Below are 22,972 nucleotides of genomic sequence, written 5' to 3' on the forward strand. Positions count from 1 at the left end.
GCTACGCCTGAGCGAATAATAATATCGCCCAGCCGGGCGATTTATCTTTTATATTCAGAGGCAACAATGTCACAAATCAGTAAGATTATTGGCCGCGAAGTGATGGACTCACGCGGTAACCCCACGGTTGAAGCAGAAGTTTATCTGGCCAGCGGCGCCTGGGGCCGTGCTTGTGCCCCCAGTGGTGCCAGCACCGGCTCCCGTGAAGCACTGGAGTTGCGTGACGGTGACAAAAGCCGTTACCTGGGCAAAGGCGTATTAAAAGCCGTCGCTGCAGTGAATAATGATATCCAGGCAGCCCTGCTGGGTAAAAACAGCCACGATCAACAAGCTATTGATGCCGTGATGATTGAGCTGGATGGCACCGAAAACAAAGAGAAACTGGGTGCTAATGCCATTCTGGCCGTGTCACTGGCCAACGCCAAGGCCGCCGCCATGGATAAAAACATTCCGCTTTATCAGCATATTGCCGAACTGAACGGTACGCCGGGTCAGTACAGCATGCCGGTGCCAATGATGAATATCATCAATGGTGGTGAGCACGCCGATAATAACGTGGACATTCAGGAGTTTATGGTACAGCCCGTGGGCGCGGCCAGCTTCCGTGAAGCCCTGCGTATGGGTGCCGAGATCTTCCACAGCCTGAAAAAAGTGTTGTCAGCTAAAGGCCTGAATACCGCCGTGGGTGATGAAGGTGGCTTTGCTCCTAACCTGAAATCTAATGAAGAAGCCCTGGCCGTAATTGCTGAAGCGATTGCTGCCGCCGGTTACGAGCTGAATAAAGACGTGACCCTGGCGCTGGACTGCGCGGCCTCCGAGTTCTACCACGATGGCAAATACGACCTGAAAGGTGAAGGCAAAGTATTTGACTCAGAGTCTTTCGGCGATTACCTGGCTGAACTGACCACCAAGTACCCTATCGTGTCTATCGAAGACGGTCTGGACGAAAGCGACTGGGACGGCTGGGCCAGCCTGACCAAGAAGATTGGCAACAAAGTGCAGTTGGTGGGTGACGACTTGTTTGTGACCAACACCAAGATCTTAAAGCGCGGTATCGACAACGGCATCGCTAACAGCATTCTGATTAAATTTAACCAGATTGGTTCACTGACCGAAACCCTGGAAGCCATTCGTATGGCCAAGGAAGCCGGTTATACCGCGGTGATTTCGCACCGTAGTGGCGAAACAGAAGATGCCACTATTGCCGATCTGGCTGTAGGTACCGCCGCAGGTCAAATTAAAACAGGTTCATTGTGCCGTTCTGACCGCGTTGCCAAGTACAACCAATTGCTGCGTATCGAAGAGCAATTAGCTGGCAATGTGGCCTATCATGGCCGCAAGGAAATCAAAGGCCAGGCCTGAGATTAGAAAGGGGGGCAGCGGCCCCCTTTTTGCATCCTTATGCAGTCCAATCAAACCGATATTTTTCGCGATGACAAAGCGCAGTTGCAGTATGCGGAGCTGTGCAATGCTCTGTATGAACGCGAGCTCCTTACCCTGTCGCAAAACGCCAGTCTGTCACTACTACAACGTCGTCTTAAAGGCTTAAGTCATCATATCAAGCGGGTTGCCGCAGGTATGTTGCAACATGCCGGCCCCTTACAACTGGATATTCATAACGCCAGTTGGCAGGCCAGGCAAAGCGCGCATTGCCCCCAAGGCAAAGATAAAATCGACACACTGCACTGGTTTAAACAACATGCCTGTTTTGGCCTGCCCGTGCCGGTCTGGCAACAGCACCTGGGTATTGAACATCTGGAGTTGGACAGCATCGACCGTCTGGAACTGCAGAACGACAGACTGCATCTGAACAAACATGGCTGGTTTCATCTAGACGGTTTGCCGCAGCCACATAACGTTGACAAAGCCCTGCTGGTGCCAGGCAAAACAACCCTAAGCGCCGCCTGTTGTGGCCATAGCTGGAAACACGCCCGCAAGTCCCTGCCCCGCACCTTAAGCTTGCGCGAACTGCGCCTGGCCAACCAGATTAATTGGAAAAGCCTTAAACAACCGCTTTAACCCGTTTTTAAATGATGACAATTTAAGCTGCAACAGAGCTTTGAACACCCTCTAGCTATCAGCTCAAAACTGAGCAGTCCCCAATTAACCGCCCAAGTTTGCTATTCCATCGTTGTTGGGCTTAAGCCCAACCCACAGTGGGTCGGAATTTATTCCGACAGCAAAAACCCAGATCCCCCCTAATGTTGGGCTTGAGTTCAGCGGGCTTAACTCGTCAAAGGTTAAAACAGAATCAAATGAATAGCACCAGACCGAGAGTTCAACTGCAAACCCAGTCTAACGTCGCAGCTCAGGTGGAATAGGTAGCTCTTTAGCCAGTGGCTTAGGTCGTTTGGCCCGGCCTTTCTTCCAGTTTTTCAACTGGTACACATAAGCCAGTACCTGGGCGACCGCCATAAACAGCTTTTCAGGAATTTCCCGATCTTCCTCGGTGGAGTAGTAGATAGCCCTTGCCAGCATTGGCGATTCAACAATAGGTACCTGATGGGCATTGGCGATTTTACGAATATGCATGGCCAGTTCATCAATGCCCTTAGCTACCAACACCGGCGCACGGGTGCCATTTTGATCATACTTAAGCGCCACCGAAAAGTGCGTGGGGTTAGTCACGATGACATCGGCTTCCGGTACTTTTTGCATCATACGCCGGGCCGCAGCCTGGAATTGCAGGCGACGGATACGGCTTTTCACCTCGGGGTTACCCTCGGCATTTTTACGCTCGTCCTTGACTTCCTGCTTGGTCATTTTCATTTCCTTATCATGTTTGAACTTCTGATAAGGCACATCAAATACCGCAATAGGGATCATGGCACAGCAGATGATTAAAAACGCCCAGCCAAGTAACTCCAGCGCATGCATAATATTGCGTGGGTAGAGTTCCATATCCAGATGCAGCGCTTCATGGCTGAACAGTCGCAGGGCCAGGTAAGTGCTGACCGCCACAATAATAAATTTGGCCAGGGCTTTAAGTAGTTCCACCAGACCATTAGGGCCGAACATCCGCTTTAAGCCGTTAATCGGATTAATCTTATTGGCCTTGGGACTGGCTGATTCCCAGGTAAAGTTGTAGCCGCCCAGGGCAATACTGCCGTAAATTCCGGCGATCGTCACAATCACCATATAAAACAGCACCGGGCCGGCTATTTCCAGGACACTGCTGCCCCAGGCCTGGAACATATGGTTGGCATCATAGGTTTCATCACGGGATAAGGTAAACATACGCTGCATCACCCGAAACAATGCCCCGCCGATACTTTGGCCAAGAAAAATCAGTGCCGCCGCACTACCAATTAAAACCAGGGTGGTAGACAGCTCGCGGGAACGGGCAATCTGGCCTTTGTTACGCGCCTGTTCGAGTTTTTTCGACGTGGGGTCTTCTGTTTTCTCATGTGCATCAGCCATTAGGGCACTCCTGATAAGGGTTCAGGCACTGCACCTGATGATCGCGATGATTTAGCAAATAAAAGGGTGTCATTGGCAGACCCGCAGAAGCTGGCACATAAATAACTGGGCACGCTCCCATTCCTGTTCAAAATGGTAGGTGAAGTTATCCATGGTCAGCCAGATAATGATCAGACCAACGATCTGCGCAATGGAAAAACCAATAGTAAATACGTTGAGCTGCGGTGCCGCTTTGGTCATCACCCCAAAGGCCAGGTTAATAATCAGCAATGACACAATAGGCGCCAGGGAAATGGTCACGGCAGCGACAAACATCCAACCGGCAAAATGGGCGATTTCCCTGAATTGCTCGGAACTTAATGTGCTGGGACCAACAGGAAATGCCTCAAAACTCAGCACAATCATTTTGATCATCGCCAGGTGCCCGTCCAGCGCCCAAAACAACAAGGTAGCCAGAATCAGATAAAACTGCCCCACCGCCGGCACGTTAATGCCATTGACCGGATCCACAATTGACGCAAAGCCCAGACCGGTTTGCATGGCGACGATTTGCCCCGCCAGTACAAAAGTGTTGAGCACCAAAGTAGAAATAAAGCCAATAGCGATACCTATCAGGAGCTGCTGAATCACCATCAACCAGGTACCCACCGACACCATCTCAGCAATGGGCACGGGTGGCACCACCGGCATAATCAGTACGGTCAAAAATAAGGTCAGCAAAGCCCTGACCGGCGGAGGCAGCGTTTTGGCGCTAATCCCCACCATGGCTGCAAACATACCGCTGATACGCATAAAGGGCAGCAGCAAATCCGCCAGGTATTGGGTAATAGTGGTGGAGAGAATTTCCATTATTCGCCCGTATGTGGGTCGGGCTTGCGCCCGATGTTAAGGCTTATATGGCTTAACTTGTGCGGCAATGTGTGCTTGTTGTGTCGAACTGAAGTTCGACCTACTGAGCTATTACCCACAGCAACTCTGCCAACTGCACACAGCATACTGACCACTTTTACCCCACCACTTCCGGGATACGATTGACCATCTCAAAAAAGAAATCCATCAGTTGCCCGGTAAGCCAGTGGCCGCCCCAGGACAGCGCCAGTAAGGTAACGATTAAACGTGGCAAAAAGTTGATGGTTTGTTCGTTAATGGAGGTGGCAGCCTGAAATACCGACACTATCAGCCCCACAAACAGGCTGGGCAGGATAATAGCGGACACCAGCAGAATCACCATAAACAGGGCTTCGCGTAATACGTCAACAAAGACTTCCGGGCTCATCAGATTCCCCCTACATACCAAAACTGTTAGCCAGGGTGCCGAAGATCAGATTCCAGCCATCCACCAGCACAAACAGCATCAATTTAAAGGGTAGCGCGACGATCATGGGCGACAGCATCATCATCCCCATGGCCATCAGTACCGATGCCACTACCAAATCCAGAATTAAAAACGGAATAAACAGCATAAAGCCAATTTGAAAGGCGGTTTTCAATTCGCTGGTCACAAACGCGGGGATCAGCACATTCATCGGCACTTCTTCAGGACTCTGGAACTGGCCCTGGTATCCGCCGATTTCCACAAAGGTTTCTAAATCTTTGACCCGGGTTTGCGACAGCATAAAAGCCCGCATCGGTATTTTGGCTCTTTCATAGGCCTCAATGGAGGTAATTTCTTCATTTAAATAGGGCTGCAGGGCGGTTTCATTCACCTTGTCGAACACCGGCGCCATAATAAACAAGCTGAGGAACAGACTGACGCCAATCAGGATCTGGTTTGAAGGCGATTGCTGTAGGCCGATAGCCTGCCGCAGAATCGACAGTACCACAATAATACGGGTGAACGAGGTCATCATCATCACAAAGGCTGGGATCAGGCTTAGCGCCGTCATAATCGCCAGCACTTGCAGTGTCATGCTGTAATCCTGGCTGCCATCCGGGTTAGTGGTGACGGTCAAGGCTTTGACACCTGGATTGGCCCAGGCCCCGTCTGGCATCAGTATCATCACCAGCGCCAATACCGTAATCAATAGCCTAGTCATGATCTTTCCCCTTCTGGCCCTGCATCAGTTGACCCAGTTTCAGCTTAAAACTCTCCCCCGATGGTGCTGGCGTGTCCAGATTTGTCTGCAAACGGGCCAGATGATTAATATTTTGCGGCGTGACGCCCAGCATATGCTGCTCCTCGCCAACCTGAATCACCAATATACGCTCGCGGGTACCTAAGGCCATGGAGCCCACCACTTTCATTTGTGCACTGCCGGTTTGAGTGACATTAAACCGGCGCAACAGATAGCCCAGCATAAACACCAGGCCAATAACTAAGGCCAGTGACAGCAGAATCGACAAATAATCGACGGAGCTACTTAGGGGTTTGTTGTCGGCAAAAGCGGGGGAAGAGAGCCAGGCCAAGCCGCAAAGATACAGCTTGGCCTTTGATTTATCTGAGTTTTTTAATACGTTCGATTTGGCTGATAACATCGGTTAAGCGAATTCCGAATTTGTCGTTGACCACTACTACTTCTCCATGAGCAATCAACGTGCCATTTACCAGCACATCCAGAGGTTCGCCGGCTACCCGGTCCAATTCCACCACAGAGCCTTGGTTCAACTGCAACAAATTTCGGATACTGATGTGACTGCGCCCCACTTCCATAGAGATGGTGACCGGAATATCCAATATGGTATCCAGTTTGCGCTTTTCTTCGCCGGTAATCGGCGCATCGTCCTGCAATTCGTCCAGCTCGGCTACCTGTACATTGTCATCACCAGCCTCAGCTTCGGCCTGTTCAGCCATGGCCGCCGCCCAGTCGTCCATTGCGTCATCATTTTCGGTGCTCATCGCGCTACCTCACTTTCAATTGGCACCAGGGCAGCCCTGATGCAAAAAATCATGCCGGAAACCGGCGTTATAAATCGTCTTCCAGGCTGGCCAGCTCTGCATCGCTGTCCAGTCGCCGTCCGCCTTTGGTTAACAGTTGCAGTTCTGACTTCACAGAGGTCGGTCTTGGTATTTTCTCGGTAATCTTCAGCGCCAGATTGTCTCTGGAACGGCCCATTTTAGTGCGGAAGGTGGGTAAGTCCTCAACAAACATCACCACATGCTCCGGCAACTCGATGGGAATAATATCGCCTTCCTGCAGGTCCATCACTTCCTGTAAAGACAACTCTATTTCCATCAGGGTGGCAGACACTTCCACCTGCACATCCATGATTTCATCCCTGAGTGCCTTACTCCAGCGCAGATCGGTATCTTCCTTGTCGCTTTGCACCCCGGCATCCAGCAACTCACGAATGGGTTCCAGCATGGAATAAGGCAGCGCCACATGGAAGTCACCACCGCCGCCATCCAGCTCAATATGGAAAGAGCTGATCACCACCACTTCGGTAGGGCTGACGATGTTCGCCATGGCCGGGTTGACTTCCGAGTCCAGGTATTCAAAAGAAACGTCCATAACTGGTGCCCAGGCTTCCTTGTAATCCTCAAAGATCAACTTGAGCAACATCTGAATAATGCGTCGTTCGGTAGGAGTAAACTCCCGCCCTTCAATCTTGGCATGATAACGGCCATCACCACCAAAGAAGTTATCCACCAGAATAAATACCAGGCGGGCTTCCATGGTGATAAGACCCGTACCTTTTAGCGGTCTGAAGCGCACCATATTCAGACTGGTAGGTACAAACAGAGTATGTACGTACTCACCGAACTTAATCATCTGAATGCCGTTAATCGATACTTCGGCACTGCGGCGCATCATATTAAATAAACTGACCCGCATATGCCGGGCAAAACGTTCGTTAACGATTTCCAGGGTCGGCATACGGCCGCGGACAATACGGTCCTGAGAAGAAAAGTCATACTCCAGCGCCGAGCCACCGCCCTCTCCGCTGTCTATCTCTTCTTCTTCGACTTCATCAACGCCGTGTAACAGCGCGTCGATCTCGTCCTGGGATAATAAATCGCTCACCTGTTAATCCTATTGCATTACAAAACCGGTAAATAACACCTGCGACACCACGTCCTTGCCGGCTATCTCCTGCATCACCTTGCGCACTTCTTTGATGGACTGTTCACGCAGGGCAATTTTACCCGCTTCGGTGACCAAATCATCAGCATTGGCACTGGAAAACACTCTCAGCAGTGTGCCTTCTATCATAGGAATATGCATCTTGGCCTGTTCTTCATTATCGGCACCGCGTACCAACAGCTGCACCTTGATTTCCACCAGGCGGTCACGGCCGGTACCAGGCACGTTAAATACAAAGGGCCTTGGCATAGCAACATACAAAGCTGACCCTAACGAAGCACTATTGGCAGCAGGCGCGCCGTCACTGGCCCCTGGCGTAGGGCTCATGGCCTGCTCATCCATTGCTGGTTCATCTGAACCACCCAGCAGGAAAAACGCCGCGGCGCCACCAATGACTAATACGGCAGCGGCGATGATGATAATCATCATCTTGCCTTTTTTGTTACCGCCGTCTTCCAGCTCCAGTTCTTTTTCCGCCATTATCAATCCAATTTAGTTACCTGTATGGCTACTGATCTTATCTGTCACACAGGGAATAGCAATTGTGTTAAACGAAATAGTCGATTCCACCCAGTCGGCCATTAGATATCGGCATATCATGTATTGTTTGCTGTTCATTCAAGGACTGCTGTGGCTCTTCGCCATCAGACTGGCCTTGCTGCTGGGCAAACTGTTCGCCCTTACCTTCCTGCTGAACAAATGATTGCCCAAGTTCAATACCTTTTTCCGCCAACATTTCACGCAATCTGGGTACCGCCTGATCAAGCATGTCTCTGGCCTGCTGCGATTGCACCACAAAGTTCACGCTGGCCTGGTCGCCATGCATTTGAATGCGCACCTGCATGGAGCCTAGATCCGGCGGATCGAGACGGATATCCGCACTCATATTGCTTTGATTCACCAACATCCGCACCCGCTCTGCCAGTTGCACTGCCGCTTCGGGCTTGGCGATATTAATGGCCTTATCCAGGAAACTACTGGACGATGCATTGGCTGTTTTGCTGCTTTCTACCTGTGCATGGGCGGTTTCAGCCGCCACTTGTCGCTCAGCTACAGCTCTGAGACTGGGGTCAAACGCGTCCTGCCGTTGACTGACCTGGCTTTCCATTAAACTTGCAAAACGCTGCAATTCGGGCTGTAGCCCAGGTTGTGGGATCTGGATGCCTTGTTCTTTTAAGCTGGCTTGCACCAGGCTTTGCAAGTCCAGGCCAGGTTCACGCCCTTGCTGTAACTGCGCTTTAAATTCGGCAATACCGGCTTTCAAACTGGCAACAAAATCTTGCACGGCTTGTGGCCCTTGCTGCTTAACCTGCAGTCGCTCGGCTAGCTCGGTGAGTCGCTTATCCAGCTCTTTTTCGGATAACTGAACCAACTCCTGCAAAGTAACCGGTTTTGCAGTTGAGGAGACTTTAGCTTTATCTGCGGCAGGTTCAGCACTGAGCAACGATTTTTTGGGTTGTTTCATTGCATCATCAGCGGCTGAAATCTGCTCTCTGCTGACCTTTTCCCCCTCAGGGCTAAGAAGCGCAGCTTTAAGCTCCTTCAGATTAAGGGTTCCGTCCTGCAAGTTGTCTTTCGGTAAATCGACCTGTTCTTGTGGGGTTATCAGTGGCAACTTGGCAATCTGCTCAGGCGCCAGCGCCTTCACCAGATTTTCACCAGCCAGGTTGGTTAACTGCTGCCTGCCCTTTGCGTCAAACAGCGCTAGCGGAATCTCTGGTGTTTCACCATCTTCCAACATATTTGTCAGGGTTACTAACACATTGGCAAACATCATATCGTCTGACTGTGGCGACATCTGCGTCAAAAACTGTTTAAACTCGGTTAGTTGCTCTGGCGTCAGGAGTTGCTGAAGAATATCCGGGTTTAACCCAAGCTGTTCCAGTAGAGCTAAATTTTGTTCAGTCCAGTCGGCTTCAGTGTCGGTGCCATCGACATTGTTTTCAGTCGCACCAACCTGCAACACATCATCTTGTGATTCGCTTGGCTCCTGCTCTACGGTTGTGTTTGACTGCTGTCCCAACACCAGTTGATAAACCAACTTCAGCCAATCATCCGCCTGCGGTTCGCCTTGCGGCGTTGATATCGCCCCTTCCTCTGGCTGCTCGTTGGTGGATGATGACAAGTCAGTCTGCCCTTTATCCGCACTTCTTTGTGCATCAATAACTATCGCATCGCCTTTTTCAGACTGTTTATCAGCCTCTTCAGCGGCGGGGATACTGGCCTTGTCGGACTCAGTTGTCTCGCTTTTTGACAGAGTTTCGGTCTGACGACTTTCCTTGTTATCACGCTCGGTGACTTCGAAGCCGGGTTTTTCCGGGCCGCCCTTTCGCACTGGCTCAACACTGTGTCGGCCCTTGCCTTGCTCTAAGCTTAACTGCTGACGAAAAATGTCTGCCTGACCACTTTCAAGCATTTGCTCATTGTCATCAGCCACTGCGCCAGGGGCGGCAAGTTTGGGATTAGCGGCGGCAACTTGTTGCATCATAGGGCGTTTCCAGAACTTAGGTTTAAAGCCATCAGCCTTTTACTTTGGGGCCTTTGGTAGATAATGCGTTAGTTCGTAGCCAGTGTTATGCAAGTAGCGCTCCAAGTTGGTAGGATTACGCATTCAAGCCTTGGCTGACTTACTCCTGCGCCTTTCTGCGCACAAAACGTTGCAACGCAACTTCATCCAGCAAGGCCTGCTCGCGCCGGTCTTCCAATTGCTGGGCCTGCTGACGTTTTTTGTCGATCAACATTTCCACCGCTTTACGCTTTTGTTGCTGTTTCAGCCATAGTCCGCGGCGCTGCTGCGCTACCGCCCTGGCATTGGCAATCATTTGGTTTTGCTGGGCACAGGCCTTGTCTAACTTGTCGATAAAAGCCTGATGCTGAGCAAAAGACGTGGCCCCCAGCCCCTGGTTAGCGCGCTGTTGTAACTGGCGCAGGTAATCCAGGCGGTAGTTTTGCAAACCGGTCAGCTTTTGCACATTGGCCTGCACATTTTGCTCGGCGAGACGATAATCTTTGGCCAGCTTATCTTCTTTTTCCTGCTCCCACCTGGCCACCTGCTGCAACTGGCGTGTAGACATCAGCCTTCTCCCAGTCCTTTGGCCAGAGATGCCATGTCTTCAAGACTTTCATCGTAAGGAAGCACTTGCTTCATTTCCTGCTGCAGAAATTTGTTGATCACCGGCTCGGCCTTAATCGCCAAGTCGACTCGTGGATCTGAGCCCCGGCTATATGCGCCGATGCTGATTAGATCACGATTCTGTTGGTAGTTAGAGTAAACCTGCTTAATCCGCCGGGCGGCTTTCAGGTGCTCGTCACTGACTACCATTGGCATTACCCTGCTGATTGAAGCTTCAACATCAATGGCTGGATAGTGGCCACTGTCAGCCAGACGTCTGGCCAGCACCACGTGTCCGTCCAGTATCGCCCTGGCCGAATCGGCGATAGGATCCTGCAGATCATCCCCCTCGGTCAGCACGGTAAAGAAGGCGGTAATCGCTCCTTGCTTGTCGCTGCCATTGCCGGCGCGTTCCACCAATGCCGGTAGGCGGGCAAACACTGATGGTGGATACCCTTTGGTGGCAGGAGGCTCCCCCACTGCCAGGGCAATTTCACGCTGCGCCATGGCGTAGCGGGTCAGTGAGTCCACCAGCAGCAGTACATTCATGCCCTGATCTCGAAAATACTCAGCAATGGCTACCGCCGTTTCGCAACCTTTTAAACGCATTAAAGGCGAGGTATCCGCGGGTGCGGCCACCACTACAGACTTTTGCCGCTCTTCTTCACCGAGGATATCCTGAATAAATTCCTTCACTTCGCGGCCCCGCTCCCCCACCAAGCCGACCACCACAACATCAGCACTGGTGCCGCGGGTCATCATGCCCATGAGTACACTTTTACCCACCCCGGAACCGGCAAACAGCCCCATACGCTGCCCGACGCCCACGGTGATTAACGAGTTAATACAGCGTACGCCCACATCCAGTGGCTGATTGATAGGGCGGCGAGATAAGGGGTTAATCGGCGCGCGGCTAAGCGGAATGCGCTTTTCAACTTTGATGGCACCCAGCCCGTCAAGGGGCTGACCATTACCGTCAACCACGCGGCCCAAAAGCTCCATGCCAACGCCAATGCCCTGCTCACGGGACAATGGCTGAACCCTGGAGCCGGGCACAATGCCCCGTACCGCTTCGGTAGGCATCAGGTAGGTGATATTCTCGGCAAACCCCACCACTTCGGCTTCTATTTCGCCGTCGATGGTTTGTACCAGACACTGACTGCCCACTGGCATTTGGCAGCCTACCGCTTCCAGGGTCAGGCCGATGCCCCGCACCAGTTTGCCTGCTGCCACGGTTTGTGCCTGCGGAACCTGTTGCCGGTAGGCGGCGATTTTGTCTTTAAGGCTTTGCAAGATGTACCTGTTTAGTCTGTTTAGGTGTTTTTGTCGGACTTAAGTCCGACCTACAGAGGCTAATGTTTGGGAAGCCCGTAGCCCGTAGCCCGTAGCCCGTAGCCCGCATTATTGCCGGTCTAAGCCTTGCTCCAGCAGAAATTTATCCAGCACCTGACGCACCCGTCGCTCAATACTGACATCCACCGCATTGGCATCAGTAACGATATCGCAGCCACCACGCTGCATATTGGGGGTTTCAATAAACTGCCAATGCTGAGATTCAATATGCTCGTCAGAAAAATGGCGCCTTACCAGGGCGATGTCTTCCGGATGCATATGCATCTGATAGCGACGTTCCTGAATAGGCAACACTTTTAACCCTTCGCTAATGGCCTGCAGCAGCACATTTTTGTTGCTTTGTATTTCTGTTCGGATCACCGCCCGGGCTAAAGACACCGCAAGTTCCACCAGTTCGCGCTCCAGGTGATTGTCCACCTGCGTAACCGGCTTGGTTAACCTGGTCGCCAGTTCCTGCCAGATGGTGGCCGCCTGTTGCATTTCCTCCAGACCACTTTGTCTGCCCTCTTCCAGCCCTTGAGCCAGACCTTGCTCACGGCCTTCGCTCAGCCCTTCTTCGCGCCCCTGCAACAAGCCTTGCTCGTGGCCCGCCTGACGACCTTCTTCCAGGCCTTCCTGATACGCAGACTGACGAATAGCCTCGATTTCTTCCGCAGTGGGAGGCAGAATTTCTTCTTCAGGCTCGGGAGGTTCGTATTTCCATTCGCTGCTGCGGTTAATGGCATTGGTTTTATCCGGTTCGGGCTGGGTATCTTCCATATAAGGCAGATCCCAGGTGCGTACACCCTGCTCCTGGGACTGATATTTAAGGACTTTGGAACCGCTCATCCACATTCACCCACTAAATTAGAGGAACTCTTCGCCGCCACCGCCGCCAAGCATAATTTCGCCGGCATCGGCAAGGCGACGGGCCACTGACAGAATTTCTTTCTGCGCCGCTTCCACTTCGCTGATACGCACAGGCCCCATGGCTTCCAAATCGTCGATAAGCATTTCGGCCGCACGTTTGGACATATTTTTGGTGATCTTGTCTCTGACTTCGTCGTCGGCCCCTTTGATGGCCTTGAGCAGCGCATCCTGTTGCACTTCGCGCAGAATGGTCTGAATCGCCCGATCGTCTACATCGGCCAGGTTGTCGAACACGAACATCAGGTCCTGAATCTGCTGACTCATCTCTTCGTCCTGCTCGCGGATGGCATCCATCAACTGACCTTCGATATTGGTATCCAGGTAGTTCATAATATCTGCGGCAGACTTCAGGCCGCCCATCTTGGCTGCCTGAGCACCGGCCTGACCGGCGAATTGTTTTTCCATAATCTCGTTCAGTTCCTGTAATGCGGCGGGTTGCACTTCTTCCAGATTGGCAATACGCATCATCAAATCCAGGCGCACCTTTTCCGGGAACTGAGCAATAATTTCTGCTGACTGCTCTGCATCCAGATAAGACAACACAATGGTCTGAATCTGTGGGTGTTCGTTGCGAATAATGCTGGCCACCTGCTTGGAGTCCATCCACTTCAGGGAATCCAGGCCTTTGGCACCGCCGCCCATCAGGATCTGATCGATTAGATTAGCGGCTTTGTCTTCACCCAATGCCGCAGTCAGGGCTTTACGCACAAACTCCTGGCTCTGGAAGCCAATGGTGCTGTAGTTCTGAATTTCCTCAATAAAGTGCTTATGCACCGCAGTGATTTTGTTCTGGGTCATATCTTCCATGGTGGCCATGGCACTGCCCAGCTTCTGGACCTGTTTGGGCTCCAGATGCTTTAAGATCTGCGCGGCATCTTCTTCGGACAAACTTAGCAACAAAATAGCAGCTTTCTCTACCCCCTCCAGTTTACTGACATCGTAGCCTGGACTGGATTCCGCTTCTTCAGGAGCGACTTTAGCGACTTGTCTGGTTGCCATGATTATTCATCCTGCATCAGCCAGCCCTTGACCACCTGGGCTGACAATTCGGGTTCATTGGCCACCAGGGCACGAACCGCTTTAAGTATATCTTCATCTTTATGTAAGTCTGGCAGCATCAATGAACCGTCAGCAGCAAAGCCCACCTGCCCTTCATCAAACTCCTGAGACAGCATACTGATAGTTTCATCACCCAGATCCAACCCGGCATCGGCATCAAATGCGTCGGCTTCGCGGGTGTCTTCTGGGTAAATCAGTTTCTTAAGCATGGGTCTGACAATGGCCAGGATCAAGGTAATGATCACCAGTCCACCCACCACCAGGCGCAGTGCGCGCATAAACCATTCCTGCTCCCACAATGGCACTTCGGTTACCACCAGGTCGTCGATACGGCTAAAGGGAATGCTCACCACTTCCAGTGAATCGCCGCGGGTCACATCAAAGCCGATACCGCCTTGTAGCAATCTACGAATATTCAGCAGCTCTTCCTGACTTTTGGGCACACTCGAGGTGGTGCCATCGGCAGCAGTCTGCTGGGTATGATCAACAGCCACAGACACAGACAGACGACGTATCACGCCAGTTTGCTGTTTGGTATGGCTGATGGTGGTATCCAGCTCATAGTTGCGAGTCGCTTCCTTATGGGAACGGCCAGGGGTGGTAGTCTTGGCATTGTTGCTGTTGGCCTGTTCAGGAATGTTGGAGTCCAGCGGTGGCTGGTTAGTTAACGCACCGGGAATACCTGCAGCAATGCCGCCCACTGAGTTTTCCTCAATGGTCATTTCGCTGCGTACTGCAGGTAAATCGGGGTTATAACGCTTCTGAGTTTGCTCCACCGCGGTGAAATCCATGGAAACGTCAACCTGCGCGGTGTAGTTGCCCAGGCCAAGCACTGGGATCAGTATTGAATCGATTTTTTGCAGGTACTCGGTTTCACGGTGCTTTTCAATTTCGTATTCTTTGCGTGAGCGGGCAGAAAGGGAGTCCTGTGAGCCGGAATTCAGCAAGCGGCCATTATTGTCTGTCACTGTTACCCGTCCAGGCTCCATACCCTGTACCGCCGAGGCAACAATATCCACCACCGCATCGACTTCTTCACCGGATAATACCGAACCGCGGCGCAAGGTAAGCACAACGGTAGCACTGGGCTTTTTCTCTACCCGGGCGAATACGCTTTCCTTGGGCAGGGCCAGCAGCACATTGGCGCGGGTTATGGCGCTGATATCTTCAATAGTACGGGCGAGCTGTTGTTCACGGGCATGTTTTAAGCGTTCTTTTTCCACCCTTTGGCTGACACCAAAGCCCATATCCTGCATGATGATATCGGTGCCGCTGTTAGCTTCCTGGCTGATGCCCTGGCGTGCCATGCCCAGTTTGATGTTTTGATACTGCTCTTCGTTTACATAAACAACGTTGCCTTCCAGGCGGTAATCAATCTGATTCTGATCCAGATAATCCAGCGTCTGAATAAGCTCTTCGGTGGGCATCTTGGCCAGCGGGCGGTAGTCCGGCTCCTGGGCCCAGATAACAATAAACACGGCAATGGCCACACAAATAACCAGCGCCACAATCAAGGTAATCTGACGCAGCAAGTCGATGCCGCCCAGGCCTTCCATAAAACCGGAGCGCTGTTCCGGGTTGTTGTCGGCCTCGGGGGCGTTGCCCGTTACGGCCAGTTCTGTACCAGTTGTTTCTGCCACAGCTTAGTCTCCCGTTACACCGGCATATTCATAATTTGTTTGTAGGCTTCCATCACCTTATTGCGCACCTGCACTGTGGCCTCAAAGGCAATGCCGGATTTCTCCTTGGCCACCATCACATCCACCAGGCTCAGGCTTTTATCGCCCATTTCAAATGCCACCTGCTTGTTTCTGGAGTCAAACTGCAACTCGTTCACATTGTCCAGCGCTTGTTTCAGCATATCGCCAAAATTCTGTGAACTGGGGTTGGTTACCAGTGGTTGCGCCTGACTGCTGTCCAGGCTGGCCTGACGGGCCAACGACTGCAGTTCGCTGTACAAGGATTGGGCTTTAATATCCATCGGCGGCTCCATAAACTGGGCGTGGAATAATTGACTAGCAGAACCCTAGCAATACTAGTGCCATATTATTTATTCCTTTAAATTCAAGTAGTTGACAGGTTTGCTAGGATAGCGTGACGGGAATTTGGCGGCGGATATAGATTATCACCACAGAGACACGAAGAACACGGAGATTCACAGAGGTTTCATGGCATTATCTCGGCGAGCTCTGCGGCTTGGCGAGAGTGGCTTTTCGCTGATACCGGAATACTTCACACAGAGACGCTGGGGGCGCTGAGAAAAGCTCGCAGAGTATTCTAATCATTCAGTAACTCTGCGTTTCTCTGCGTCTCCGCAAGAAATGTTTGGTATTTTTCGGGGCCAGAAGTTTGTTCAGGCCGGCACCTCAATCCCTACATCGCGCATTCTGGCCAGCTTGTAGCGCAAAGTACGGGGGCTGATCCCCAATTTATCTGCTACGGCCTTGCGGCTACCATTACAGGATTTGAGTGTGTCGAGAATTATCTGGTGCTCCTGCTGTTGCAACTCCATCCCCAGCTTGCTGCCTTCAGGCTCGGTATCCAGTTCCGGCAGCTCATGAGGCAAGTCCGGCTCCAGCATCAAATCCATGGCATCAATCTGCTCATCTGTGGCCAGAATAAGGGCGCGCTGAATAACGTTTTCCAGTTCCCGTACATTACCTGGCCAGCTATATTGCTGCAGTTTATTACGCGCCGAAGCGCTAAGCACAGGAATGGCCGCCCCTACTTTCTGGCTGTGTCGTTCAATCAGGTGCTGGGCCAGCGGAATAATATCGCCAGGACGTTGGGCTAAAGGCGACCAAGTTAATGGAAACACATTGAGGCGGTAATATAAGTCTTCGCGAAAATCGCCCCGCGCCACCGCCTGACGTAAGTCGCGGTTACTGGTTGCCACTACACGCACATCCAGGTCGATGGTTTTACGACTGCCCAGGCGCTCGACTTCCTTTTCCTGCAACACGCGCAATAACTTGGCTTGCAGAGCCAGATCCATCTCGGTAATTTCATCCAGCAAAATGGTGCCGCCCTGAGCCTGTTCGAACTTGCCCGGACAAGCCTGCAGCGCGCCGGTGAAAGCGCCTTTTTCATAACCAAACAAAGTGGCTTCGAGCATATTCTCCGGAATCGCCGCACAGTTAATTGCCACAAAAGGCTGTTCACTGCGACTGGACTGGTCATGAATATAGCGGGCTAGCACTTCCTTTCCGGAGCCGCTCGGGCCCAACACCATCACAGTGGCATCGGCCTTAGCCACTTTTTTGGCCAGTTCCAGTAGTTTTTTACTGGCAGGGTCTGCCACCACAGGCTGGCGGGATTCCACCTTCTGCGCTGGTGCATAACGCCCAACCAGATTAAGTAGCACCTGCGGAGCGAATGGTTTGGCCAGATAATCCGTGGCACCGTCGCGCATGGCCTGCACTGCGTCGTCAATTGTGGCATATGCCGTCATCAGCAGCACCGGCAAATTAGGTAGCTTCTGCTTAATGCTGCGCAGCAGCGACAAACCAGACATTTGCCCCATCTGAATATCACTGACCACCAAGTCCACCGGCTCCTGGCCGAGGATCGCCATAGCGGCTTCCGCACAATCGGCTTCCACAATCTGATAGCCGCCCAGCAGTAAGGTATCAATCAGTGCTTCGCGCAAACCAGCGTCGTCTTCAACAATCAGGATTTTACTGTTACTCATCCTCTGCACTCCTTAGGAGTTAAGGTTTTTTCCAGTTGCCGCAAGATGGGCAAGCGAATATCAAATTTGGCCCCACCCTGTTCCAGATTGGCCGCCCGCACCTGGCCCTGATGGGACTGGGCAACGGCCTTGACCACCGCCAGACCAAGACCTGTGCCCTGGCTTTTGGTGGTATAGAATGGGTCAAAAATATGCAGCAACTGCGCTTTGGGAATGCCCGGGCCGTTGTCTGCCACGCTGATCACCACTTCGGTTGGATTGAGGGGATCGCGCCCGGCTTGCAGGTGAATACGGCAGCCCTTGGGCATGGCCTGAATGCTGTTGTGAATCAGGTTCTGCAGGGCACTGGCCAGGGCGGTTTTATTGCCCAGTACCAGAATATCCGGCTCGGGAAGCTCCACGGTCAGAATGGCCTGACGCGCCATCAACATCGCTTCGGCACCGGCTTCTACTTCCAGCATCAGGCTTTGCAGCGATAACTCACTGACCACCTGCTGTTCGCCGCTTTTAGCAAACAGCAACATATCATTCACCTGCTGCTCTAAATCTTTAAGCCGGAATAGCAGTTTGTCGGCAAACTGGCCTCTGGCATCCAGTGTCAGAGTGGTGTTTTGTAAATTGGCCGCATATAACATAGCCGCAGATAACGGCGTGCGGATCTGATGGGCCAGGGATGCGACCATACGCCCTAAGGACGACAGCTTCTGCATATGGCTGAGCTGCTGCTGCAGGCGCCGGGTTTCGGTCAGATCGGTCAGCACAATCAACTGACCGGGTTCCAGCTCCAATGGGCTGATAGACAGTTTCACCTTGCGACCATCACGCAACGATATCTCATGACCATCATCGGCACGCGGCTTAAAGGAACGTTGAATTATAGTGCGCCAGGCCTCGCCTTCCAAAGGCTCGCCCAGCAATTCAATGGCAACCTGATTGGCCTGGCGTACCTGGCCATGGCCGTCCACCACAATCACGCCGGCCGGCATCACCTCTAGCAAATGCTCCAACCGCGAGGACTGTTGCTGTAAACGCAAAAGCTCACCGGCGTCGGGTAAAATCTCCATTTGTGAATGGAGAGTGGTTTGGTCTGCAGCGGCGTTAGGCTGGCTAAGCATGGCTACCTCATGTCAAAACTTGGACGTTATACAACGGACATAAGGGCAAAGCAGAGACCGTGCCAGTTTTTAGCCTATAAATATCAGTAGGTTAATCTATGTTTTTAGACGGCGGGAAATTGACAGCAATAAAAAAGCCCTCAAATTTAAGGGCTTTGTAGTCAACAATTAGCGCAAGCGCTTAAACAAATCCAGATTCTGGGCGTGGTTGCCCATCTTTTTGTCCTGCTTGATCATCAGGCTGTTGTACAGCACAAAGACTCCGATAAAGGCCAGTAATCTTGTGCTCTCACTGACACCCGCTAATTGGGTAACGATACCGACACAACTGGCCACCGCAGACACTACGCCGATAAAACAGGTGGCCTGGAAAGGGCTCAAGCCATTGAACAACATAATATGATGTAAATGATCGCGACTGGCCCGCAGCGGTGACAAACCGGCTAATATCCTTCTCAGCATCACTGAGACCATATCCATCAAGGGCACCGCAATCAGCCACAAGGCAGTTACAGGTTGAATAAAGGCGCCGTCGCCCTGAGTGAAATAAGCCAGCAACCAGATCATGGTCAGACCAATCAGCATACTACCCGCATCACCCATAAAGACTTTATAGCGACCGCCTTTAAAGCGCCCAAAGTTAAAAAACAGGAACGCAAACAATGCGCCAAGGAACATAGCGGGCAACTCGGATGAAATGACCACGCCTGAAAACAGCGCCAGAATCCCCATCGCCACGAAGGTATTAATGCTCAGGGTGCCTACCAGTCCATCAATGCCGTCTGTCATATTAAAAGCGTTGATGGCGGCCACTACTGCTAACAAGGTAAACAGAGGCGCAAACCAACCAAGATTAATACTGCCACCACCGAAAAGATTACCCAGTTCACTGATATAGAGATCGGCACCAAACACCATCAGTGAACCTATCAAAAACTGCGCCACCAGCCTTAAGCCAGCGTCTAAATCATGATAATCATCCAGCGCCCCGATCAACACCATAAAGGCGGTGGAGATCAGATACAGCTTATATTGATTGTCAAAGTCCACGAACAAGAAACTACTAACACAGATAGCAGTATAAATGGCCAGCCCACCCACCAGCGGCACATCACCTATGTGCTGCTTGCGGGCGCAAGGTCTGTCCACCAGCCCCATACCGATAGCAAGGGGGCGGAAGGTCATCACACACAAAAAAGACGTGGCGAATGCTACAGCAACAACTATTGCAGTACTTAACACGATAAAACTCTACAAAGGAAAATTAAGGATAAGAAAACCTGTATAACCAGTTACTTTTGTCAGGTTCCTTCCTGCTAAAGCCCTAGTGGGCGCGGCAATTCTAAGAGATTGCAGCCGGTTCATCAAGTTCCTGCCCATATCCTATTCTCGTTATATTTATACTCTTCAGGCTTTACGGCCCAAAGCGCCAATGGACTGTTAGAGTGTATGCTTACCGAAAATTTAATCAACCGTACAAAATGTTATTAATTGATATTGTATTTAACCTTGCTACAAAGTAGCACGTTGTGGTGGTGACCTCGCCGCACTGACCAACATGGCTTGGCCAAATAGCTGTTCCTACCTATCGATCACACAAGGAAGCCGACTCTGCCAACCAAGGTCATAGCAGTAGTCAGATTGCTGACCTATTGCAGCCCCGCAGCTCGGAATATGGTTGGTGTCAACGCCAAGAACAAACCAATATGGAAGGATTATATAATGCCAGACCAGGTTAGAATTTAAAAAGTTCTGACTTGCTTATCGCCATGCTGAGGTTGATGCTCCAGCCGGTCTGTACTCCCTGAGTCAACAGAACTGAAAACTCTGTTATACCCTGCATAAAACCGAGAGCCGCAGCCATCAATGCGAAGTGATGTGGACATTGCATAAACAAGAGAAAGACTTTATGGCAGCATTCCCGTTCCCTGGCAAAGGCCATGGGACCATTAATGTGGCAGAGAAATAGGAACACTTATAATTAGCTCAATCGAGCAACATGCAACTTGTTTGCCTGGTGCTTCAAACAAGAAGAGGAAGTTGGGGTTTTCGTCTTTGCCATTGTGTCACCTAATGTGGTTGAGGCAACATCATCGCAGCTCTAATCAGGTGGCCTAATTCACTTGGCCACTACACAGCCGTCTTCAGCAGGCTGTGTATGGACAGATGAAGAACATTATGTTTATGCTGGACCAAATAGCCATATACCTGAGTTTATTGTAGATGAGCGATGACATTGGAACCTTGATAGAAGCAGGAAAGTTCAAAAAAGCACTGTCACTGTTGAAAAAAAATAAAAAACCTAAGCACTTTCTATCCGCTGAGCAAGAAGCGCTTTGCTGGTTTAATACCAAACAATACAAATTAGCAAAAATTTCTTTTAGCGAAGCCCTGAATATGGCGACGGAACCACAGCAACGCATTAGAACGCTTAACAATCTGTCAGCAGTGGGACACTTTCTTCAAGATAAAGAACTGTCTAAAAACTCACTAATACAGAGTGTTAATATAGATGGTTCTATCGCCAACATTCAGGCAAGGATGAAGTTATGCAATATACTATTCGAAGAACAACATTATAGTGAAGCAGTGGAATTTGCCAAACCATTATTAAGTAATGAAGAGCAGAGCAATCGCACTTTATTCTTTATTATAGATTGCCATCAAAAAAACAATGATCGAGTTTCAATGCTTGAATGGCTTGACAAAGCTGTAGCAAGATCTAACTTTCTTGAAAAAAATTACTTACTCCAAGCTCTTAATTTATTTCATCAATGTAATGAGTTTGAAAAAGAGAGTTCTTTTTTTAAAAAGATAGAAAAATCAATTGAAAATGAAATTTGGTTTTCAGAAGTAAGAGACAGAATCACAACAAAAAATAACACAAGAACTATAAACTATAAAACAACAAGTTACATACCCTCTCATCGAGTGGATGGAGATAATCAACACGCCATTGATGTAACAAAAAAATTAATCACAACACTTGAAAAAAATGGAGCATTTTTCGACCAAAGAATTCGCTTTGTAATTTTTGACGGGAATTTATCCATTGTCACTTCTCAGTCAATAGAAGACCCTACAGTTCTTATGTCCGTTCCTGTTCGCTGCATGCCTTTGTTAGACGACTATGAGTTTAGCATTGATACTAGCTATCAATTGATTTGTACTCCGAAAAAAGTACCTATGAACTCTGAATCCGTTCCAATCATGCAGTTGTTGATAGAGCTATATAATGCAACAGGAAAAATTCAACAGTGGAAGGATGTTTATCCTCTTACCGCATTGGCTGCCCATCCTGAGCTGTTGAACAAACTTTGCGAAAGTAAACGTCATTCCAGCTCACTCAATGCCATGCTGGATTTACTGCGTTCAGAAAAAAATGAGGAGTTATTGATCAGCAGTTATTTTTCATCTCGAAGATTTTCATATAATCAGAAAACACTTAAGACAGCGGGAGTTAGAACTCATAACGAAGTCGAATATGGGTTGCTATCTGTTATTGATTTTCTAAACCACTCCATGCATGTGCCTGGCTATTCAGTGAATGAAGATAAGCCAAGCATTGAAGTAGCAGGTAACAAGCTTAACAGTGGAGATGAGATCTTTGTTAGATATAATTTTGACGATCCTGTAATTACTTATCTCACCTATGGCTTTGTAGACGAGCATGCCCCATGGTTTTTCAGTGTTCCTTTAGAATTTCAAATTTCAAATGGATTGAATATAAGAGTACTTAATTGTACAGGTGCCGTTAACAATGCCAAAATACCTAAAGAAATGCAAGGGCTACGAGATTTTCTGCCTAGCACATTCGCATTAGAAGACAACAGGCTAGATATTAGCAGTCTGGTAATTCCAGGTAAAGATAGATGGACCAGCCTAATGATGATAGTTAACTTCATCCTTAACTATATAAACATCAGTGGATTATTTTCCAACTCAAATCAATTGGAAAGCGCGGCAAAAGAAATAATAAATAAAATTATCGAAATGAATGTTCTTTACTGGAAAGAACTCAGGAGTACTTGTCTTAAATTCGAAGGATACGAAAGCAAAGTACTAAAGCAACATCTACAAAATATTGAAAAACTATCTGATTTTGCACTAAGAAATATAGATAACTATATGGGAGCGTCAGGGTATTTATTAACCAACGATAAGCATCACTAAAGGGATACTTCTAATCGTTGTACCATCTCAACGTTTCCATGGGTGCTGGCGGCGGAAGGAATACTGTCTTTCCATATACAAACAACGTCCACATCCTCTTGAAAAATAGATATTGAAT

At 50.1% G+C, this 22,972-nt stretch carries 21 protein-coding genes; 3 read left to right on the forward strand and 18 right to left on the reverse strand.

Features of this window, described 5'->3' with window-relative positions; genetic code table 11:
- Window positions 1-66: 66 nt before the first annotated feature.
- Both eno and ABD028_RS08605 read left to right on the forward strand, forming a co-directional pair.
- Window positions 67-1,362, forward strand: a complete 1,296-nt coding sequence (gene eno, locus ABD028_RS08600) for a phosphopyruvate hydratase (protein ID WP_343844182.1) — start codon at window positions 67-69, stop codon at window positions 1,360-1,362.
- A 39-nt stretch (window positions 1,363-1,401) separates the two neighbouring features.
- Window positions 1,402-2,019, forward strand: a complete 618-nt coding sequence (locus ABD028_RS08605; RefSeq protein ID WP_343844185.1) for a hypothetical protein — start codon at window positions 1,402-1,404, stop codon at window positions 2,017-2,019.
- Between the two features lie 276 nt (window positions 2,020-2,295).
- Here the strand turns inward: ABD028_RS08605 and flhB are convergent, their stop codons facing one another.
- The 18 genes from flhB to wecA form a co-directional block, all read right to left on the reverse strand.
- On the reverse strand, window positions 2,296-3,420 hold the full coding sequence (flhB, locus tag ABD028_RS08610) for a flagellar biosynthesis protein FlhB (protein ID WP_102798306.1): 1,125 nt from the start codon (window positions 3,418-3,420) through the stop codon (window positions 2,296-2,298).
- A gap of 69 nt (window positions 3,421-3,489) precedes the next feature.
- Entirely contained in the window at window positions 3,490-4,269 is a 780-nt protein-coding gene (fliR, locus tag ABD028_RS08615; RefSeq protein WP_343844187.1) for a flagellar biosynthetic protein FliR, read from the reverse strand.
- Between the two features lie 157 nt (window positions 4,270-4,426).
- Window positions 4,427-4,696 (reverse strand): flagellar biosynthesis protein FliQ, encoded by a 270-nt coding sequence (fliQ, locus tag ABD028_RS08620; RefSeq protein WP_102798308.1) that lies wholly within the window; start codon window positions 4,694-4,696, stop codon window positions 4,427-4,429.
- Between the two features lie 10 nt (window positions 4,697-4,706).
- On the reverse strand, window positions 4,707-5,420 hold the full coding sequence (gene fliP, locus ABD028_RS08625) for a flagellar type III secretion system pore protein FliP (protein ID WP_425542088.1): 714 nt from the start codon (window positions 5,418-5,420) through the stop codon (window positions 4,707-4,709).
- A 28-nt stretch (window positions 5,421-5,448) separates the two neighbouring features.
- The gene (gene fliO / locus ABD028_RS08630; protein WP_343844193.1) at window positions 5,449-5,826 is read right to left on the reverse strand and encodes a flagellar biosynthetic protein FliO; all 378 of its coding nucleotides are present in this window, start codon (window positions 5,824-5,826) and stop codon (window positions 5,449-5,451) included.
- Between the two features lie 28 nt (window positions 5,827-5,854).
- Window positions 5,855-6,256 (reverse strand): flagellar motor switch protein FliN, encoded by a 402-nt coding sequence (gene fliN, locus ABD028_RS08635; protein WP_102798311.1) that lies wholly within the window; start codon window positions 6,254-6,256, stop codon window positions 5,855-5,857.
- Window positions 6,257-6,323: 67 nt separating this feature from the next.
- Window positions 6,324-7,382 carry a flagellar motor switch protein FliM gene (fliM, locus tag ABD028_RS08640; RefSeq protein ID WP_102798312.1) on the reverse strand — a complete coding sequence of 353 codons (1,059 nt, stop codon included), beginning with the start codon at window positions 7,380-7,382 and terminating at the stop codon, window positions 6,324-6,326.
- Between the two features lie 9 nt (window positions 7,383-7,391).
- The gene (gene fliL / locus ABD028_RS08645) at window positions 7,392-7,922 is read right to left on the reverse strand and encodes a flagellar basal body-associated protein FliL (RefSeq protein ID WP_102798313.1); all 531 of its coding nucleotides are present in this window, start codon (window positions 7,920-7,922) and stop codon (window positions 7,392-7,394) included.
- A gap of 67 nt (window positions 7,923-7,989) precedes the next feature.
- The gene (locus ABD028_RS08650) at window positions 7,990-9,930 is read right to left on the reverse strand and encodes a flagellar hook-length control protein FliK (RefSeq protein ID WP_343844198.1); all 1,941 of its coding nucleotides are present in this window, start codon (window positions 9,928-9,930) and stop codon (window positions 7,990-7,992) included.
- A gap of 139 nt (window positions 9,931-10,069) precedes the next feature.
- Window positions 10,070-10,516 (reverse strand): flagellar export protein FliJ, encoded by a 447-nt coding sequence (fliJ, locus tag ABD028_RS08655; RefSeq protein WP_343844200.1) that lies wholly within the window; start codon window positions 10,514-10,516, stop codon window positions 10,070-10,072.
- Window positions 10,516-11,850 carry a flagellar protein export ATPase FliI gene (gene fliI, locus ABD028_RS08660; RefSeq protein ID WP_425542090.1) on the reverse strand — a complete coding sequence of 445 codons (1,335 nt, stop codon included), beginning with the start codon at window positions 11,848-11,850 and terminating at the stop codon, window positions 10,516-10,518. The genes fliJ and fliI overlap by 1 nt, the downstream gene beginning before the upstream one ends.
- Window positions 11,851-11,955: 105 nt before the next feature.
- Complete coding sequence (fliH, locus tag ABD028_RS08665) at window positions 11,956-12,735, reverse strand: flagellar assembly protein FliH (RefSeq protein ID WP_343844204.1); 780 nt, start codon at window positions 12,733-12,735, stop codon at window positions 11,956-11,958.
- Window positions 12,736-12,753: 18 nt separating this feature from the next.
- On the reverse strand, window positions 12,754-13,815 hold the full coding sequence (gene fliG, locus ABD028_RS08670; protein ID WP_343844206.1) for a flagellar motor switch protein FliG: 1,062 nt from the start codon (window positions 13,813-13,815) through the stop codon (window positions 12,754-12,756).
- A 2-nt stretch (window positions 13,816-13,817) separates the two neighbouring features.
- Window positions 13,818-15,515, reverse strand: a complete 1,698-nt coding sequence (gene fliF, locus ABD028_RS08675) for a flagellar basal-body MS-ring/collar protein FliF (protein ID WP_343844208.1) — start codon at window positions 15,513-15,515, stop codon at window positions 13,818-13,820.
- 14 nt (window positions 15,516-15,529) lie between these two features.
- Window positions 15,530-15,856 carry a flagellar hook-basal body complex protein FliE gene (fliE, locus tag ABD028_RS08680; protein WP_343844210.1) on the reverse strand — a complete coding sequence of 109 codons (327 nt, stop codon included), beginning with the start codon at window positions 15,854-15,856 and terminating at the stop codon, window positions 15,530-15,532.
- A 372-nt stretch (window positions 15,857-16,228) separates the two neighbouring features.
- A complete protein-coding gene (locus ABD028_RS08685; RefSeq protein WP_102798321.1) occupies window positions 16,229-17,566 on the reverse strand; it encodes a sigma-54-dependent transcriptional regulator in 1,338 nt (445 codons plus the stop codon).
- Window positions 17,563-18,630 (reverse strand): sensor histidine kinase, encoded by a 1,068-nt coding sequence (locus ABD028_RS08690; RefSeq protein ID WP_343844320.1) that lies wholly within the window; start codon window positions 18,628-18,630, stop codon window positions 17,563-17,565. The genes ABD028_RS08685 and ABD028_RS08690 overlap by 4 nt, the downstream gene beginning before the upstream one ends.
- 219 nt (window positions 18,631-18,849) lie before the next feature.
- Window positions 18,850-19,923 (reverse strand): UDP-N-acetylglucosamine--undecaprenyl-phosphate N-acetylglucosaminephosphotransferase, encoded by a 1,074-nt coding sequence (wecA, locus tag ABD028_RS08695; RefSeq protein ID WP_343844212.1) that lies wholly within the window; start codon window positions 19,921-19,923, stop codon window positions 18,850-18,852.
- A 981-nt stretch (window positions 19,924-20,904) separates the two neighbouring features.
- Between wecA and ABD028_RS08700 the strand changes: the two genes are divergently transcribed.
- Complete coding sequence (locus ABD028_RS08700) at window positions 20,905-22,854, forward strand: hypothetical protein (RefSeq protein WP_343844213.1); 1,950 nt, start codon at window positions 20,905-20,907, stop codon at window positions 22,852-22,854.
- Window positions 22,855-22,972: the final 118 nt, after the last annotated feature.

This window comes from Bowmanella denitrificans, from assembly GCF_039522935.1.
Classification (GTDB): domain Bacteria; phylum Pseudomonadota; class Gammaproteobacteria; order Enterobacterales; family Alteromonadaceae; genus Bowmanella; species Bowmanella denitrificans.

What these genes read in the sequence shown, in the direction of transcription:
- fliQ (WP_102798308.1), bottom strand. Translation starts at nt 4,696, where the DNA reads ATGAGCCCGGAAGTCTTTGTTGACGTATTACGCGAAGCCCTGTTTATG.
- eno (WP_343844182.1), top strand. Translation starts at nt 67, where the DNA reads ATGTCACAAATCAGTAAGATTATTGGCCGCGAAGTGATGGACTCACGC.
- flhB (WP_102798306.1), bottom strand. Translation starts at nt 3,420, where the DNA reads ATGGCTGATGCACATGAGAAAACAGAAGACCCCACGTCGAAAAAACTC.
- fliE (WP_343844210.1), bottom strand. Translation starts at nt 15,856, where the DNA reads ATGGATATTAAAGCCCAATCCTTGTACAGCGAACTGCAGTCGTTGGCC.
- fliP (WP_425542088.1), bottom strand. Translation starts at nt 5,420, where the DNA reads ATGATACTGATGCCAGACGGGGCCTGGGCCAATCCAGGTGTCAAAGCC.
- fliJ (WP_343844200.1), bottom strand. Translation starts at nt 10,516, where the DNA reads ATGTCTACACGCCAGTTGCAGCAGGTGGCCAGGTGGGAGCAGGAAAAA.
- fliR (WP_343844187.1), bottom strand. Translation starts at nt 4,269, where the DNA reads ATGGAAATTCTCTCCACCACTATTACCCAATACCTGGCGGATTTGCTG.
- ABD028_RS08605 (WP_343844185.1), top strand. Translation starts at nt 1,402, where the DNA reads ATGCAGTCCAATCAAACCGATATTTTTCGCGATGACAAAGCGCAGTTG.
- ABD028_RS08685 (WP_102798321.1), bottom strand. Translation starts at nt 17,566, where the DNA reads ATGAGTAACAGTAAAATCCTGATTGTTGAAGACGACGCTGGTTTGCGC.
- ABD028_RS08690 (WP_343844320.1), bottom strand. Translation starts at nt 18,630, where the DNA reads ATGGAGATTTTACCCGACGCCGGTGAGCTTTTGCGTTTACAGCAACAG.
- ABD028_RS08650 (WP_343844198.1), bottom strand. Translation starts at nt 9,930, where the DNA reads ATGATGCAACAAGTTGCCGCCGCTAATCCCAAACTTGCCGCCCCTGGC.
- fliG (WP_343844206.1), bottom strand. Translation starts at nt 13,815, where the DNA reads ATGGCAACCAGACAAGTCGCTAAAGTCGCTCCTGAAGAAGCGGAATCC.
- ABD028_RS08700 (WP_343844213.1), top strand. Translation starts at nt 20,905, where the DNA reads ATGAGCGATGACATTGGAACCTTGATAGAAGCAGGAAAGTTCAAAAAA.
- fliH (WP_343844204.1), bottom strand. Translation starts at nt 12,735, where the DNA reads ATGAGCGGTTCCAAAGTCCTTAAATATCAGTCCCAGGAGCAGGGTGTA.
- fliL (WP_102798313.1), bottom strand. Translation starts at nt 7,922, where the DNA reads ATGGCGGAAAAAGAACTGGAGCTGGAAGACGGCGGTAACAAAAAAGGC.
- fliN (WP_102798311.1), bottom strand. Translation starts at nt 6,256, where the DNA reads ATGAGCACCGAAAATGATGACGCAATGGACGACTGGGCGGCGGCCATG.